Annotated in this window: 10 protein-coding genes; 2 read left to right on the top strand and 8 right to left on the bottom strand. The window is 72.2% G+C overall.

Annotated elements, in window-relative coordinates:
* Positions 1 to 121: 121 nt before the first annotated feature.
* The 4 genes from ACWDR3_RS34160 to ACWDR3_RS34175 form a co-directional block, all read right to left on the bottom strand.
* Positions 122 to 1,525 carry an amidohydrolase family protein gene (locus ACWDR3_RS34160; protein WP_450356433.1) on the bottom strand — a complete coding sequence of 468 codons (1,404 nt, stop codon included), beginning with the start codon at positions 1,523 to 1,525 and terminating at the stop codon, positions 122 to 124.
* 169 nt (positions 1,526 to 1,694) lie between these two features.
* Positions 1,695 to 2,294 (bottom strand): FG-GAP repeat domain-containing protein, encoded by a 600-nt coding sequence (locus tag ACWDR3_RS34165; RefSeq protein WP_450356434.1) that lies wholly within the window; start codon positions 2,292 to 2,294, stop codon positions 1,695 to 1,697.
* A 233-nt stretch (positions 2,295 to 2,527) separates the two neighbouring features.
* Positions 2,528 to 4,123 (bottom strand): Na+/H+ antiporter, encoded by a 1,596-nt coding sequence (locus tag ACWDR3_RS34170; RefSeq protein ID WP_450356435.1) that lies wholly within the window; start codon positions 4,121 to 4,123, stop codon positions 2,528 to 2,530.
* Between the two features lie 5 nt (positions 4,124 to 4,128).
* Entirely contained in the window at positions 4,129 to 4,413 is a 285-nt protein-coding gene (locus tag ACWDR3_RS34175) for an Atu4866 domain-containing protein (RefSeq protein WP_450356436.1), read from the bottom strand.
* 206 nt (positions 4,414 to 4,619) lie between these two features.
* Here ACWDR3_RS34175 and ACWDR3_RS34180 point away from each other — a divergent pair, with 206 nt between their 5' ends.
* Positions 4,620 to 5,525: an AraC family transcriptional regulator gene (locus tag ACWDR3_RS34180; RefSeq protein ID WP_450356437.1), complete on the top strand. Its 906-nt coding sequence runs from the start codon at positions 4,620 to 4,622 to the stop codon at positions 5,523 to 5,525.
* A gap of 9 nt (positions 5,526 to 5,534) precedes the next feature.
* Here the strand turns inward: ACWDR3_RS34180 and ACWDR3_RS34185 are convergent, their stop codons facing one another.
* Positions 5,535 to 9,233 carry a BTAD domain-containing putative transcriptional regulator gene (locus ACWDR3_RS34185; protein WP_450356450.1) on the bottom strand — a complete coding sequence of 1,233 codons (3,699 nt, stop codon included), beginning with the start codon at positions 9,231 to 9,233 and terminating at the stop codon, positions 5,535 to 5,537.
* A 300-nt stretch (positions 9,234 to 9,533) separates the two neighbouring features.
* On the opposite strand from ACWDR3_RS34185, the gene ACWDR3_RS34190 reads away from it, so the two are divergent.
* On the top strand, positions 9,534 to 10,451 hold the full coding sequence (locus ACWDR3_RS34190; RefSeq protein ID WP_450356438.1) for a pyridoxamine 5'-phosphate oxidase family protein: 918 nt from the start codon (positions 9,534 to 9,536) through the stop codon (positions 10,449 to 10,451).
* Positions 10,452 to 10,515: 64 nt separating this feature from the next.
* Here the strand turns inward: ACWDR3_RS34190 and ACWDR3_RS34195 are convergent, their stop codons facing one another.
* From ACWDR3_RS34195 to ACWDR3_RS34205, 3 genes are all read right to left on the bottom strand, one after another.
* Positions 10,516 to 13,890, bottom strand: coding sequence for a pyruvate carboxylase (locus tag ACWDR3_RS34195; protein ID WP_450356451.1), 3,375 nt, complete (start codon positions 13,888 to 13,890; stop codon positions 10,516 to 10,518).
* 78 nt (positions 13,891 to 13,968) lie between these two features.
* Entirely contained in the window at positions 13,969 to 14,430 is a 462-nt protein-coding gene (locus ACWDR3_RS34200; protein ID WP_450356439.1) for a (2Fe-2S)-binding protein, read from the bottom strand.
* Between the two features lie 71 nt (positions 14,431 to 14,501).
* Complete coding sequence (locus tag ACWDR3_RS34205; RefSeq protein WP_450356452.1) at positions 14,502 to 16,586, bottom strand: molybdopterin cofactor-binding domain-containing protein; 2,085 nt, start codon at positions 16,584 to 16,586, stop codon at positions 14,502 to 14,504.
* Positions 16,587 to 16,762: the final 176 nt, after the last annotated feature.

Here is a 16,762-nt window from a genome sequence, read left to right on the forward strand (position 1 = left end):
GGAGCCCGCCATGTCCCACGAGTCCACCGCCCACGACCCGTCGGCCCCCGCGCCCCACGACCACCGCCGCCAACTTGCCCGGCCGGTGGCCGGGCGCCGATCGCGCATGCCCGAAGCCCCGTCAGCCGGCCGGCGTGTCGAGCACGTACGTGCGCGAGGCGTTGACCTCGGCGCGCAGGGCGGGGAGGTTCACGTCGAGGACCTCCCCGTTCCACTTGCGGGGACGGCCGTTGACCAGCACAGCGGTGATGTTGCGGGGGTCGGAGCCCAACACCAGCGTGCCGATCGGGTCGTTGAGGGGCATGTTGTTCAAGTCCTCGGCCTGGACGACCAGCAGGTCGGCCTTCTTGCCGGGAGTGAGGGAACCGGTGACGTCGCCGAGGCCGTTGGTGCGCGCGCCCTGGAGGGTGGCGAAGTCCAGGACGTCGTGCGTGGTGATGCGGGAGAGGTCGCCGCCCGTGCCGTACGCGGCGTTGACCGCGCGCATCCGCTGGATCGCGAGCAGGGCCCGCATCTGGGCGAACAGGTCGCTGGCGAGGGCGACTTCGACGTCGATGCTCAGGCCGGGGCGGATGCCGACGGCGAGCGCCTCGTCCACGGCGGGGATCGCCGTCTCCAGTCCGATCTGCGCGTCGGAGGTGGGGGCGAGGGCGACCGTGGTGCCGGACTCCCCCATCGCCTTCCACGCCTCGGCGGTCAGGCCGGTGGCGTGGATGAGGGTGACATCGGGGCCGAGGATGCCGTGTTCGGCCCAGGACAGTACGGCCTCCGAGGATGCCTTGCCGAAGACCGCGTCGACGCTGACGCCGATGCCCAAGTCGGCTGCGGTGCGGGCGAGTTCGGGACCGTAGGCGAGGGCAGGTCCGGCGATCTCGTCGGTGGCCAGCGTCGCGAGGCGGAGGGTGAGGAGTTGGTCGTCGCTGCTGAAGTACCGGTCCTTGAGGCGGGTCAGGTCGGCCGGCCACTGGTGGTCCCAGTTCCCGAAGTGCGGGCCCATGGAGGCGTGGACGCCTCGGATGCCGGTGTCCCGGAGGGCCTCGATCGCGGCGTCGGAGTGCTCGCGAGTACGGGAGTTGTGGGAGAAGTCGAGCATGGTGGTGATGCCGCTGTCGAGCGCGGTCAGGGCCGCCAACTTCGTACCGATGTACATGTCTTCCGGGCGGTAGACGGTGGCGTAGCCTGCGAGGGTGGTCATCACATAGCCGCTGAGGTCGTCGACGTCGGGCATGATCCGGCGCAACTGGGCTTCCCAGGCGTGCCGGTGGGTGTCGACGAACCCGGGGGCCAGGATCGTGCCGGAGGCGTCGACGACCACCGCGCCCTCCCCGGCCCGCTCGGTCAGGTCCGGGCCGATCGCGGCGATGGTGTCGCCCTCGACGAGCAGGTCGCTGTCGTGGAGGATGCCCAGCTCCGGGTCCATCGTGACGACGGTCGCGCCGGTGAACAGGATGCGCCGACGCGGGTCGGTGGACTGACGTCGGAGTTGTTCGAGAAGGCCGGCGCTGGTGGTGTCGTTGGCGTTCATGACGGGCCCCTTTCGGGAGGCGCTGAGGCTGGGCCGAGTGGCTTGTGGTCCCAGCCTCGATCCGCGCCCGCACCCCAACCAGGCCGCCGTTTCCCTAGGTGCGGCGCACCCAGGGACGGGGTGCGAGCCTCAACGGGCTCCCTGCACCTCGGTACCACCCATCACCACGTCATCCCTGGTCGTCGACCTTCCCGCACTTCGGATAGAACTTGCTCAGCCCGGCGGGAGGCAGGGTGACCGGTCTGCTCGCGTACACGTACTTGGTGTACCTCGCCGAGTCCTCGGACGCCTCGCCGAGGCCCGTGTCCTCGCTGCCGAGGCGGGTCTCCGTCTGGTAGACGCCGTCGCCGCTGTAGGAGAACACCGCGAGGTCGGGGCGGGAGTCGTGGTTGTAGTCGGCCACGGAGACGCCACGGGTCTCGACGAGGTCGAGATTCCGGGTGTGCTGTCCTCGGCCGGAGGCGGAGAAGGGGCCCGACACCAGTTTGGCCACCTTCGGCTTGATCGGGTCGTCGCCCTGGCTCTGCCCGGTGGCCACGACGGCCAGGTCGCTCCACCCGTCGCCGTCGAAGTCGGCGACCGCCCCCACCACGTCCTTCTCCCCGCCGCCGGAGTCACCGACCAGCTTCCGCACCCCGACCGGCTTGCCGTAGCCGGTCTTCTCCCCGAACTCGACGGTGAGTCGCGCGCCGGTGCGGGAGGGGTCGGAGACGCGGTCGGTACGGCCGTCACCGTCGATGTCGGCCAGCAGGTACCCGGACGACGTCACACACGAGGGGACCGAAGGCTTGCCCGAGGGACTCGGGGGCGCCCCTGCCTGGGACTCACCGCATGCGCCGAGCAGGAGGGCCGTTGTCGCCAGGGCGGCTGTCCGCCTGAGCAGGTGTGCGTGTCTCGCGGGGCGGCTCAATATTCGCATACCGGTGACAAGTACCTCTCGGATCAAGGGAGATGAACGGACGAAGGTCCGAGCCTAAACGGCGACGGAGCTGGAAGTGTCCGTCAGGAATGCGCGGTGTCGTCACCCGAGGCCGGTGACGCCGACGGACCGGCCCCTCGCCCCAGGCGCACCTCCTCCACGTCAAGCACCTCCTGGACGGTCCGCAGGACGATGTCGTCGATGCGGCCGGAGTCGCGCAGGTCGGTGAGGGTGTCCCGTTTGACCTGGAGCAGGGCGAGTTGGAGGTGCCGACGGTTTTCCTGGTGTCGTGCGGTGTCTGGAGCGGGGGTCGTACGGTCCTCGATGTCCTGGGTCATACGGAGGGTCTCCGCCTCGGGGACCTCGAACCGGCGCGCCAACTCCGGCAGGGCACGCAGCGCGGCACCGCTCAACTCACCGCGCGCCAAAGCGAGTTCAGCCGACTTGTCCTCGTCCTCGGGGAAGCGCGCCCGGCGGACCACGGTCGGCAGGGTGGGGCCGAGGAGGGCGAGGGTGAGGACGATGACGACCGTCGTGATGAAGACGACCGCATCGCGTTGCCCGACGGCATGCCCGTCTGCGGTCAGCGTGGGCACGGTCAGGGCCGCGGCCAGCGAGATGGCTCCGCGCATCCCGGCCCACGCCAGCGGCAGGCGTTGGGGGGCGGTGATACGGCGGTCCCGTTGCTGAGGGCGGCGGTCCAGGAGCCGTACCAGATAGGGCACCGAGTAGAACCACAGCAGGCGGGTCCCGAACACGGCGACGGCCACGGCGAGCCCGGCGACCGTCGCCTGCAACAGCGAGACGGAGGTCAATGCCCTGACGGCGGCAGGCAGTTGGATGCCGACGAGAATGAACAGTGCGCTGTTGAGCAGGTAACTGGCCACCTCCCAGAAGGCGATGGCCTGGATGCGGGCCTCGGATCCGATCACGCGCGGGCCGAACCAGGCGGTCACCAGACCGCAGGCGACGACCGCGAGAACGCCGGACACATGCAGGAGTTCGGCGGGGAGATAGGCGAGGAAGGGCGTGGCGACGCTCAGGACGCTGTGCAGAAGAGGCTCGGGCAACCGGCGCCGGACCGGGACCAGGAGCAGCGCGACGGCGACGCCGATCAGGATCCCGCCGGCGTACGACTCGGCGAAGGCGATCGCCGTGCCGGTCCAGGTGAAGGGGTGTTCGTCGGTGACGACCTCGATGGTCACGGCCAGCAGGACCAGGGCGGTCCCGTCGTTCAGGAGGCTCTCGGTGCGCAGGACGGTCAGGATGCGGCGGGGCATGGCCTTGGCCACGGTCGCCACCGCCGCCGCGTCGGTGGGGGCCAGGACGGCGCCGAGGACGAAGGCGATGGGCCAGCCGTAGCCCAGCGCGTGGGCCACGGCGGCGACGGCGACCGCGGTGGCGAGGACCAGGCCGGTGGACTGCAGGGCGATGCTGCGGAGGTTGTTGCGGATCTCGCGCACCGAGGAGGTCAGCGCCTCCCAGTACAGCAGGGCTGGCAGGAACAGGAACAGGACGACGTCGGGCGACAGCGCGAACGAGTCGAAGGCCGGCGTCAGCCCCACCAGGCAGCCCGCACCGAGCAGGAGCAGCGGTTCGCTCACTCCCGTGCGGCGCGACAGCCAGCCCATCGCCAGGACACCGACGGACACGACGACGATCAGTTCCAGGCTCTCCATGTCGGTCACCCCTGCGGGCCGGTGCCCTCCCGGTACAGGACGAGGTGCTCGTGGAAGAGCACACCGTCCCGGACGTCACCCGTCGCGGTGAAGCCGGTGTCGTCGACGTAGTCGATGTGGTCGCCGGTGACGGTGTAGCTGCCCGTGTAGGCGCTCGGCCGGTTGCCCCGGGCCTCGTCGTAGCGGCCGTTCGGGAGAAGCTCCTGACGGATGTGCCCGTCCGCCGTCACCCACATGCCGACGAAGGGGTGCGGTGCCGTGTTCATGTCCGTGTCCGCGTTCGTGTTCATGGCTCCACGCTCGCGGTCCGGCGCTCGGGCAACCAGGCCACGGTTCTCGCAGGAGCCGCGTTCCTGGGAGTACGACACCCACCCTCCGGAATGCGCGCCGCTCGCCCTCCGAAGTGCGCGCCCCGCCCCTCGACGATGCTCGCCCGTCCTTGCACGATCCTCCCGCTGACGGGACTCAGGGCCCGGAATCGTGCTGCACTGTTCTCATGCACCTCGAAGAGCTCCGCACCCTGCTGGACCGGCATGCCCGGCCCGGCTGGACCACCGCCATCGACGGGGTGCTCATCTCCAAGGTCGACCGGTCGGATCCGCCGGCGCCCTCGACGTCCGGGACGGTGCTGGCGGTCATCGCGCAGGGCGCCAAACGCCTCGCGCTGGGCGACCGGGTGTTCGAGTACCACGCCGGGCAGTACCTGGTCGCGTCGGTCGACCTGCCCGTCACCGGACAGTTCACACAGGCCGACCCCGACCATCCCGCGCTGGGGTTCGGCCTCACCCTGGAGCCGTCCGCCGTCGCCGAGCTGCTGCTCCTGGCCGGCGCGGGTGACGCGCCCCGCACCAACGGCGCCGCCGCGTCGGGGATCTACGTCAGTGACGCTCCGGACGCCCTGCTGGACGCGGTGGTCCGGTTGCTGCGCCTGCTCGACGAGCCCCGCGACCGGGCCGTCCTGGCCCCGCTGGTCAAGCGCGAGATCCTGTGGCGGCTGATCACCGGCGAGCAGGGCGCGACCGTACGCCAACTCGGCCTCGCCGACAGCAGTCTCAGCCATGTCTCCCGGGCCGTGCGCTGGATCCGTGAGCACTACGCGCAGCCGTTCCGGGTCGAGGACGTGGCACGCCTGTCCGGCATGAGCGTCTCCGCCTTCTACCGCAACTTCCAGGCGGTGACCGCGATGAGCCCCATCCAGTTCCAGAAGCAGATCAGGCTGCAGGAGGCCCGCCTGCTGCTCGCCACCCACCCAGGCGATGTCACTGGGGTCGGCCATCGCGTCGGCTACGACAACCCGTCGCAGTTCAGCCGCGAGTACCGCCGCCAGTTCGGCGCACCCCCGAGCCAGGACGCGGCCCGCCTGCGGGACGCGGTGCGCTCCCCCGCGGGCGCCCTTCCGTGAACTCCTCTTCTACGTCGCGAAGGTCCGTCGGCGGCCCTGTGCCGCGGCCAACTCCCCTGCCGCACGGCGGGCGTTGCCGGCGAGGTGGGTCGACGACCAGGCGCGGGCCGTGCGTTCGGCGAGGGCGTAGTGGTCGGCGGCGGCACGGTCCTCGCCGAGAAGGCGGTACAGGTCGGCGAGGGCGTGCGTGAGCGGTCGGGTGGCGTAGGCGGCACCGGCCGCTCCGGCGAGCTGGTTCCGGAGCGGCAACAGGTGCTCGATCAGGACGGTGGCCGCGTCCAAGTCACCGTGCATGACGGCGAGTTGGGAGCGGAAGTCGAGGTCGATGCCGTAGAGGTGGTCGGTCACGATCGCGTCGGGACACCGCACTTCCCGCGCCTCGTCCAGTCTGCCGAGGAGGGCCAGACCGAGCGCGAGCGCCACTCCGACGGGGGCGCCCACGGCGTCGTAGACGTCCCGCATCAGGGGCTCGATCTCGGCCGTGCGGCCCTGGGCGAGCCGGATGGTGATCAGGCCCAGGGTGCGCAGGCGGGTGGCGTGGCGGGCGCCGACGCGGCGCCCCAGGTCGTCCGCCTCCGCGTACGCGGCCTCCGCCGCGTCGAAGTGGCCCGCGACCGTGGCGAGCATGGCGGTGGTCGCGGCGTTGAGGCCCTGTGCCCACAGCATCCCGTAGCGGTGGGCGAGGGCCAGGCCTTGTTCGGTGTGGTGGCGGACGGCGGCCGGGTCGTTGCGGGTGCCGGCGGTCATGGCGTCGAGGTGTTCGCAGGTCCAGCGGTACGCGGGGAGGTCGTGGTCCTCGGCGAGCCGGCGCAGTTCGGCGACCAGCGGGGTGCGGGTGGTGCCGTGGGCCTCGTGCGGCAGCAGCTTGGCCGAGGTCATCAACGCGGCGGCCAGCAGGCGCGGTTCGCCGTGGGCGCGAGCGAGCGACAGCTGGGTGTGGGCCGCGTCCAGGGCGCGTGGCACGTCCACGGCGGCGGCCACTTCGACGAGGACCTGGAGCACTCGGGCGCGGGTGGGGTCGTCCAGGGCGGGGTCGGACGTCAGCCGTTCCAGGCGGGCCAGGGCCGTGGGGTCGTAGAAGCCCTCCAACCTGCTGCGCCAGGGGGAGGGTTCGGTCCAGGCGCCGTAGACCGCCGCGACCAGGTCGCCCCGGTCGGCGCGCTCGGCGAGATCGACCGCACGGCGCCGGGTGTGCAGGGCCGCGTCGGTGGCACCGGCCCGGACCTGCGCGCCGAGCAGCCGCACCAACAGGCCTACTGTGCGGTCGAGTTGGGTGTCGTCGCCGGAGGCGTTGATGCCGTCGGAGGCGTCGGTGGCGTCGATGGCGTCGGTGACATGCATGCCATGGGTGGCGGTGTGCACGTCGATCGCCTGCTGGATCAGGTCGACGGCGACGTCATGGGCGTAGCGCCGCTCCGCCGACTCGGCGGCCCGCAGCGCGTAGTCGACGGCCAGCGGTGCGTGCGTCGCGGTGCCCGAGCGGGCGAAGTGGTGGGCCAGCGCGGCGAGATCGTCGGGGCGGTGGCGGGAGAGCGCCTGCGCGATCCGGGCGTGCAGACGGGCCCGTCGTACGCCGGACAGGTCGGTGTACACGGTGTCGCGGACCAGCGCGTGCACGAACCGCACCCGCCCCGGCCCGGGTTCGGCGAGCAGGTCCGCGGCGAGGGCATCGTCGAGACCGTCGAGGACCGCCTCCTCGTCCAGGCCACGCGTACCGCCGCCGCCCGTGTCGCGCGCGTCGATCAGCAGGGCGACATCGGCCTCCAGGCCTATGGCGGCGGCGAGTTGGAGGGTGGACAGGGCGCCGGCGGGCAGCAGCGCCAGGCGTCTGCGCAGGACGTCGCGCACGCCCTGCGGGACCTCCGAGACGGCGACCAGGGCGCCCTCGCTGGCCAGCAGGCGGGCGCTCTCCAGGACGTAGAAGGGGTTGCCGCCGGTGCGTTCGGCGAGCGCGGTCACCGTGGGCGTGTCCACGGTCTCGCCGCAGACGGAGTCGACCACGGTGGCGACGTCCGTCGGTGACAGTCCGGCGAGCGTGATCCGGTGCGGGGCGCGCGGCGCGAGGTCGGCGAGCGTCTTGAGGAGGTGTTCGCCGACCTCGGCCGGGCGGTGGCTGGTGACGGTGAGCAGGGGTACGCCGGTGACGTCGGCCGCCGCTTCGAGGAGGGCGAGCGTCTCGCCGTCCGCGCGGTGCAGGTCCTCCAGTACGACGGCGAGGGGTCCGGCACCGGCCGCGGTCCGCAGCCACGCGGCGAACGCGCGGTGTGTGCGGAACCGCCCCGCGGTCGCCTCGTCGCGGCTGGTCGCGGCGGTGTCCTCCGGTTCGCGCAGCAGCACCGCCAACTCCTCGGGCCGGTCCGGCGGCAGGTCCCGGGCGAGCGCCCCGAGCGCCTCCACCCAGGCCCAGGCGGGCGGCGCCCCCTCGTCCTCCGGACAGCGCCCGACCACCACCCGCCACCCGTCGGCGCGCAACCGCCCGGCGAACTGGCCCAGCAGCGCGGACTTCCCCGCACCGGCCTCGCCACTCACCAACACGACCCCGCCGCGCGGCCGCGCGGCTTGCGCGGCGGCGGCCAGAGCCCTCAACTCCCGTTCCCGACCGACGAAGAGGTCATGCCCGTTGCGGACCACCTCAACGGAAGGCGTGGGTACGGGCATTGGGCGGGTCGACGCGAGGGAGCCCTCGGCAAAGCCGTCGGCCGAAACGAGGGTGCTGCTGAACGAATGCGCGGGCGCGGCGAATTCGGCCGCGAAGGCACCCTCGGGCGGGCCGAACGGACTCCCGGAGGGATGCGCAGCCCTGGACCCGGCGAACCCGCTCGCGGAACCAAATGCGGACGTGAGCAGTGAAGTCCCGAGCCGACTTCCGGACGCATGTCCAGGCGTCAACTCAGACGAACCGGACCCATGACCAGCCCCATATCCACGCGAAGACACAGACGCGCCCAGCCCGCTCCCGAACCCCGGCCCAGCCCCGAACGCAACCGCACCGCCCTCGCCCCCGTCCATCGACGCCCCCGCCCCACCACCCGTCCAACCCCCACGCACGCTCCCCGCCGCCACACCTGCCCCTGCCTCGACCAACCCCCGAAGCACATCCGCCCGCCCCAGCAGCACCGCCCGCTCGACCTCCGCCAACGCGGGCCCCGGATCGCAGCCCAGTTCCTCCCGCAACACACCCGCCGCACGCCGCACCGCCGCGAGGGCATCCGCCTGGCGACCGCAGGTCCACTGGGCGAGGGCAAGGAGGCGCCAGCCCTCTTCGCGCAACGGGCTTTCGCGTACGAGGACTTCGGCCGCCGGTGCCGCCTCGGCGGCGCGGCCGGTGCGCAGGGCGGCGGCGACGGCCAACTCGCGGGCCTCGGCGCGCAGTTCGGTCAGGCGGGCCACCTCGGGCGCGGCCCAGTCCTCGTCGGCGTGTTCCGCGAAGGCCGGGCCCTGCCACCAGGCGAGCGCCTCGGTGAGGAGTTCGTGGGCCTCCTCGGCGGGTGCGTGGCGGGCCCGGGCCACCTGGTCCTCGAACCGCCAGGCGTCCACCGCGTCGGCGGGGAGGCGCAGGGCGTATCCGGGCGGGGCGGTGACCAGGACGGTGGCCGGGGTGCGCGGGAGGCGCCGCGGTTCGAGGGACCGGCGCAGATTGGACACGTAGGTGTGCAGCGACACGACGGCCTTGGCGGGCGGTGTGCCCCGCCACAGCGCGTCCGCCATCCGCTCGACCGGCACGGTGCTGCCCCGGGCCACGATCAGGAGGGAGAGGACAGCGCGCTGCTGCGGAGCGCCCAACGGGACCGGGTTCCCCGCGAGGTCGGCGCCCGGTGACCCCAGGACTCGAATACGCAGCACGCCGCGGGAATCTACCCGAGCCGTCGTTCAAGCCGTTCAACGGACGATAAACGTGCTGCTCAGCGCCGGTCGGGAGGGGCATCAAGCGGACGCCAAGCCGGTGCCAAGCGGAATCCGGGAGGCTGCGAGCGCCATTGCCGTGAACGATCGTTGGAGCAAGCAGACGTGAACGTACTCGACTCCGCACCTCCCGGTGTGCTGCGCGCCTACCGGACCTGCGAGTTCGTCACCCTCGGCCGGGACGGCACGCCGCTTGTGTGGCCGACGGCGGTGTGGCGCCGTGAGGACGGGACGCTGCTGGTGACCACGTCCCTGGCGTTCGCGCAGAAGGCGCTGAACGTGCGCCGGAACCCGCGCGTCGCCCTGCTGTTCTCCGACCCCACCGGCAGCGGTCTCGACCACGCCCCGCAGATTTTCGTCGGCGGCCGGGCCGAGAGCCCCGACACCGTGATGACGGGTCCCGAGGGCGCCGAGGACTACTGGCGGATGCTGTTCGAGCGGCAGCCGCACAGCCGCTCGTATCTCTCGGCCCCGATGCGACGCCTCACCGAGTGGTACTACCTGCGGCTGTTGATCACCGTCACGCCCGAACAGGTCGTCGTACGTGCTCCGTTGGCGTCGGTCCACGGCCTCGCGCCGGCCGTGGACAGCCCGCTGCCCGGCGCCGCGCAGTTGGCCCGGTTCCCGACAGCGGTGCTGGCCGCCCGCGACGGTTCGGGCGCGCCCGTGCTCGCCAGGACCCGGCCGGTGCCGACCGCGGACGGCTTCGCGGTGGAGGTCCCCGCCGACTGCGCCGCGAAGCCGGGTCCCGCCTCCCTGCTGGTGCACCGCCACGACGAGAAGCTCAACAACATGCAGAACGCCCTGGTCCGGGGCGAGTTGCGGGAGACCGGCGACGGCTGGGTGCTGGTGCCCGAGAAGGTGATCGAGCCGATGGGCTCGGGACGGCCGAGCGACACGATACGACTGCTGCGCCACACCAAGCAGGCCACGAACCGCTATCTGGAGCGCCGCGGCCTCGAACGCCCCCGGGTGAAGTGGGGAGAGTTCAAGGCCCTCGCGGCGGCAGCGGGGCGCGGCTGAGCGGACGGCGAAGGGGGCGCCGACACCCGGCGCCCCCTCCCCTATCTCTGCCTCTGCCTCTGCCTCAGCCGATCTCGACCAACAGGTCGCCGCCCTCCACCTGTTGGATGCGGTTGATGGCGAGCCGGGACACGCGCCCGGCCTTCGTCGCCGTGATCGAGGCCTCCATCTTCATCGCCTCGATCGTGGCGACCGTCGCGCCTTCCGCCACCTCGTCGCCCTCGGCGACCGCGAGGGTGACGACGCCGGCGAAGGGCGCGGCGACATGGCCGGTGTTGGCCCGGTCGGCCTTCTCGGTGGCCGGGATGTCGGAGGCGGCGGAGGTGTCGCGGACCTGGATCGGCCTCAACTGCCCGTTCAGCGTGGACATCACGGTCCGCAGGCCGCGTTCGTCAGCCTCGCCAACGGCCTCCAGTTCGATGAGGAGCCGGACGCCGGGTTCGAGATCGACGGCGTATTCCTTGCCCGGGCGCAGACCGTAGAAGAAGTCCTTGCTGTCCAGGACGCTGGTGTCGCCGTAGGCCTGGCGGTGGGTCTCGTAGTCGCGGGTCGGGCCGGGGAAGAGCAGGCGGTTGAGGGTCGAGCGGGGGGTCTTCTCCAGGCCGTCGCGGTCCTCGGTGGACAGCTCCTGCACGGGCTTCGCGGCGGCGCGGCCCTCAAGTGCCTTGCTGCGGAAGGGTTCCGGCCAGCCGCCGGGCGGGGTGCCCAACTCGCCGCGCAGGAAGCCGATGACGGAGTCGGGGATGTCGTAGCGGTTCGGGCTCGCCTCGAAGTCGTCGGGGCTGACGCCGGCGCCGACCAGGTGCAGGGCGAGGTCGCCGACCACCTTGGACGACGGGGTCACCTTCACCAGGTGGCCAAGCATGCGATCGGCGGCGGCGTACATCGCCTCGATGTCCTCGAACCGGTCGCCGAGGCCCAACGCCACCGCCTGCGTACGGAGGTTGGAGAGCTGCCCGCCGGGGATCTCGTGGTGGTAGACGCGCCCGGTCGGGGAGGCGAGGCCCGCCTCGAAGGGGGCGTAGATCTTGCGGACGCTCTCCCAGTACGGCTCCAGGTCACCGACGGCCTGGAGGTCGAGGCCGGTCGGACGCTCGGAGTGGTCGGTCGCGGCGACCAGCGCCGAGAGGGAGGGCTGCGAGGTGGTGCCCGCCATGGACGCGACCGCGCCGTCCACCGCGTCCGCGCCCGCCTGGATCGCGGCCAGGTAGGTGGCGAGCTGACCGCCCGCCGTGTCGTGGGTGTGCAGGTGCACCGGCAGCCCGAACTCCCGCCGCAGCGCCGACACGAGCTTCGCGGCGGCCGGGGCGCGCAGCAGTCCCGCCATGTCCTTGACGGCCAGGACGTGCGCGCCCGCCTCGACGATCTGCTCGGCCAGTCGGAGGTAGTAATCCAGCGTGTACAGGCGCTCGTTGGGGTCGGACAGGTCGGAGGTGTAGCAGAGGGCGACCTCGGCGATCGCGGTGCCCGTCTCGCGTACCGCGTCGATGGCCGGGCGCATCTGGCCGACGTCGTTGAGGGCGTCGAAGATGCGGAAGATGTCGATGCCGGTGGCGGCGGCCTCCTGGACGAAGGCGTCGGTCACCTCGGTCGGGTACGGGGTGTAGCCGACGGTGTTGCGGCCGCGCAGCAGCATCTGGAGACAGATGTTGGGGACGGCCTCGCGCAGTGCGGCGAGCCGGTCCCACGGGTCCTCGGCGAGGAAGCGCAGAGCGACGTCGTAGGTGGCGCCGCCCCAGCACTCCAGGGAGAGCAGTTCGGGCAGGGTGTGGGCGACCGCCGGGGCGACCGCGAGGAGGTCCTTGGTGCGCACCCGGGTGGCGAGCAGGGACTGGTGGGCGTCGCGGAAGGTGGTGTCGGTGACACCGATGGTCGGCGACTCGCGCAGCCAGCGGGCGAAGCCCTCGGGGCCCAGCTCGACCAGCCGCTGGCGTGAACCGGCGGCCGGCTCACCGGCGGGCAGCGGGGGCAGCTTGGTGGTCGGGTCGATCAGGTCGGGCCGCTCGCCGTGCGGCTTGTTCACCGTCACGTCGGCCAGGTAGGTCAGCAGCTTGGTGCCGCGGTCGGCGGAGGAGCGGGCGGTCAGCAGGTGCGGGCGCTGCTCGATGAACGAGGTCGTGACCCGTCCGGCCTGGAAGTCCGCGTCGTCCAACACGGCTTGCAGGAAGGGGATGTTGGTGGCGACACCGCGGATGCGGAACTCGGCGACGGCACGCCGGGCCCGGCCGATCGCCGTCTTGAAGTCCCGGCCCCGGCAGGTGAGTTTGACCAGCATCGAGTCGAAGTGCGCGCTGATCTCCGTACCCGCGTGGGTGGTTCCGCCGTCGAGGCGGATGCCGGAGCCGCCGGGCGAGCGGTAGGCGCTGATGCGGCCGGTGTCCGGGCGGAAGCCGTTGGCGGGGTCCTCGGTGGTGATACGGCACTGGAGTGCCGCGCCGTGCAGCTTCACCGTCTCCTGAGACAGGCCGAGGTCGGCGAGGGTCTCGCCGGCGGCGATGCGCAGCTGGGCCTGGACGAGGTCGACGTCGGTGACCTCCTCGGTGACCGTGTGCTCGACCTGGATGCGCGGGTTCATCTCGATGAAGACGTGGTTGCCCGCGGGGTCGACCAGGAACTCGACGGTGCCGGCGTTGCGGTAGCCGATCTCGCGGGCGAAGCGGACCGCGTCGGCGCAGATGCGGTCGCGCAGGGCCGGGTCGAGGTTGGGCGCGGGGGCCAGCTCGATGACCTTCTGGTGGCGGCGCTGGACCGAGCAGTCGCGCTCGAAGAGGTGGATGACGTTGCCCTCGCCGTCGGCGAGGATCTGCACCTCGATGTGGCGGGGGTCGACGACGGCCTTCTCCAGGAAGACGGTCGGATCGCCGAAGGCGCTCGCCGCCTCGCGGGACGCGGCCTCGATGGACTCGCGCAGGGTGGCCGGGTCCTCGACCCGCCGCATACCGCGTCCGCCACCGCCGGCGACCGCCTTCACGAAGACCGGGAAGCCGACCTCCTCGGCGGCGCGGACCAGTTCGTCGACGTCGTTGGAGGGCGCGGAGGAGCCGAGCACCGGAACACCGGCGGCGCGGGCCGCGGCCACCGCGCGGGCCTTGTTGCCGGTCAGCTCCAGGGTGTGCGCGTCCGGCCCGACGAAAGTGATGCCCGCTTCCTCGCAGGCCTTCGCCAGCTCGGGGTTCTCGGACAGGAACCCGTACCCCGGGTAGACGGCGTCGGCGCCGGCCTTGCGGGCCGCGCGCACGATCTCCTCGACGGAGAGATACGCCCGCACCGGGTGTCCGGGCAGGCCGATCTCGTAGGCCTCGTCGGCCTTCAGTCGGTGCAGCGAGTTGCGGTCCTCGTGCGGGAAGACCGCGACCGTCCGGGCGCCCAGCTCGTAGCCGGCCCGAAATGCCCGGATCGCGATCTCACCACGGTTGGCGACCAGTACCTTGCGGAACATCGCCGCTCCCTTCAGCCTGCCGGTGACGTGCACCATGGTGTCGGTGCCGTAGCCGTCTGGCCATGTGAGCCGGGCCACTCAAGGGGTGATTTCCGAGGCCGCCTTGTTGATCGCCTCACGGATCCGGGCGTACGTGCCGCAGCGGCAGACGTTCTCGATGCGGTCGATGTCGGCGTCGGTCGGGTGAGCCGTTCGCTTCAGCAGGGCGGCGGCGGCCATGATCTGCCCGGGCTGGCAGAAGCCGCACTGGGAGACGTCACAGTCCATCCAGGCCCGCTGCACGGGGTGCAGGGTGTCGCCGTCGGCCAGCCCCTCGATGGTGGTGACCTCGCGGCCCGCGCACTCCTTGACCTCGACGACACAGGGCTGGATCTCCTCCCCGTCGAGATGGCTCGTACAGGCGCGGCAGACGCCGACCCCGCAGCCGTACTTGGGCCCGGTGACGTGCAGCAGATCGCGCAGCACCCACAGCAGGGGCATGTCGGCGGGGGCCTCGACGGTGACCGGTTTGCCGTTGAGGGTGAAGGAGTGGGAGGGCATGAGTACCTTCTCGGAGGCTGGTCAGAAGCTCAGGCGGGTCGGAAGCTGAGCTGATCAGGGGCTGAGGCTGGTCAGAAGTTGAGGGGAAAGCGGCGCGGCTTCGTGCCGGTGGCTCGGGCGTACGCATTGGCGACTGCTCCGGAGGCGGCCGGTACGCCGAGTTCGCCGGCCCCGCCCGGATCCCCGTGGGCGGGCATGACGTGCGCCTCGAAGTGCAGCGGGGCGTGCCGCTGACGGGCCCAGTGGAAGTCGGCGAAGCTGCCCTCGCGGATCGCGCCCCGGTCCAGATGCAGCCCGGCTGTCAGCACGGTCGAGATCCCGTCGACGGCGGTCCCCATAAGCTGGGCCTCAAGGCCGCGCGGGTTGACGACCCGGCCGACGTCGGCCGCCATCACGACCTTGGTCACGCGCGGGTTCTTCGGATCGGTGGCGTCGATCTCGGCGAGACAGGCCACGCAGGACCCGTACTCCTCGTGCACGGCGACGCCCTGCGCATGCCCGGCGGGCAGCGACCGCCCCCACTGCCCGGCCGCGGCCACCTTGTCGAGTACGGCCTTCACCGCCTTGTTCCGCAGTGTCGTACGGCGGAAGGCGACCGCGTCCTGCCCCAGGCTCGCGGCGACCTCGTCCACGAGGATCTCCTCCGCGGTGCGCATCGTCCCGGAGTCCACCGAGCGCCACGCGCCGAGGGGGATCGCGAGGTCGATGCCGCCCCAATCCCCGGAGATCCGGCCGAAGTTGTAGAGCCCGGAGTCGCTGGGCGCGGGCCCCGCCGCCAACTGTCCGCGGAAGGAGGCCTGGTTGACGGCGCCCTTGCCCTCGTACGACTCGCTCACCGAGGCCATCGAGTGCGTGAAGGCCACCACCCGGCCGTCCTTGTGGCTGGCGCGGATGCGGTGGTGGCTGGCGGGGCGCATCCGGCCGTGCCGGATGTCGTCGTTGCGGCTCCACATCAACTTGACCGGCCGGCCCGCCGCCTTGGAGATCAAGGCGGCCTCGACGGCCGCGTCGTAGTTGAGCCGCCGCCCGAACGAGCCGCCGCCGCGCAGGACATGGACCTTCACCGCGCTCGCGGGCAGCCCGACCGCCGCGGCGACGGCGTCCCTCGCCTCCATCGGCGTCTGGCTGGCGAACCAGAACTCGGCCTTGTGGGCGCGCACATCAGCGACCGCGGTCAGCACCTCCATCGGGGCATGGCTGACGAACGCGAACTCGAACTCGCCCTGGATCTGGGCGGATCCGCTCGGCGGGGTGCCCAACCGGGGCACGGCGGCCTTGAGTCGGGACCGCACGGCCGCGTCGGAGAGTCCGGCCAGCGGGCCGGGCGACCACTTGATCTTGAGGGCGTCGCGAGCCTGGAAGGCGTGGTGGAAGGTGTCGGCGACGACCGCGACCCCGCCCGGTATGCGGACCACGGCGCGCACGCCCGGCAAGGCACGGGCCGCCCGGTCGTCGACCGAGACGATCTTCCCCCTGATCGTCGGCGGCCGGGCCACCACGGTCGGCTTCACCCCGGCGACGGTCACGTCACCGGCGTACTTCGCCGTGCCGGTGACGATGGCCCGGGCGTCGATCCGGGTGGTCGGCCGGCCGATCACCCGGTGCTTGGCGGCCGGCTTCGGCTTGCTGGAGACGGAGGTGCGGCGGATCGTGGCGGCGCTCGCGGTGAGCGAGCCGAAGGTCGCGGTGCGGCCGTCCGGACCGATGACCATCGTGTCCCGGGTGCGCAGGCTCCACGCGGGCACGCGCCACTTCCGGGCGGCGGCGGTCACGAGCCGGGCGCGGGCTGTCGCGGCGAGGGCGCGGGCGGGGCCGTAGAGCGAGCTGACCGAGTTGGATCCGCCGGTGTACTGGTTGCCCCGGGTGCGGGCGTCGGCGAGCGGGATGTCGACGTCGACGAGCCGGGCGTCCAGTTCCTCGGCGATCATCATGGCGACGGCGGTGGTGATGCCCTGGCCGACCTCCAGGCGCGGCAGCCGGACGACCACTTTGTTGGCGGCGGTGACCTCCAGGACGAGCATCTCCTCGTCGGTGCCGGTCACCAGGACGTCGGAGGCGGCGCGAGCGGCGGCGGGGGTGGCGCCCTGGGCCGTGGAGGTGTCGCAGCCGAGAGGCGCGGCGACGGTGAGGGTGGAGGCGGCCAGCGAGTAGACCATGAAGCGGCGGCGGGACAGCGAGGTGGGCCGTACCGGGTCGTCCTGGTCCTGGGACGGTCTGCTGTCGGCGGAGGGGGTCTCGATGCCGTCCAACGAACACTCCTCTTGGTGCGTCGCCACCCGTGGACGACCTCGGTACGCGGGTCTGTACACCGGGTAGGAGGGGCCGACGGGGC

The sequence above is a fragment of the Streptomyces sp. NPDC001002 genome, assembly GCF_053599215.1.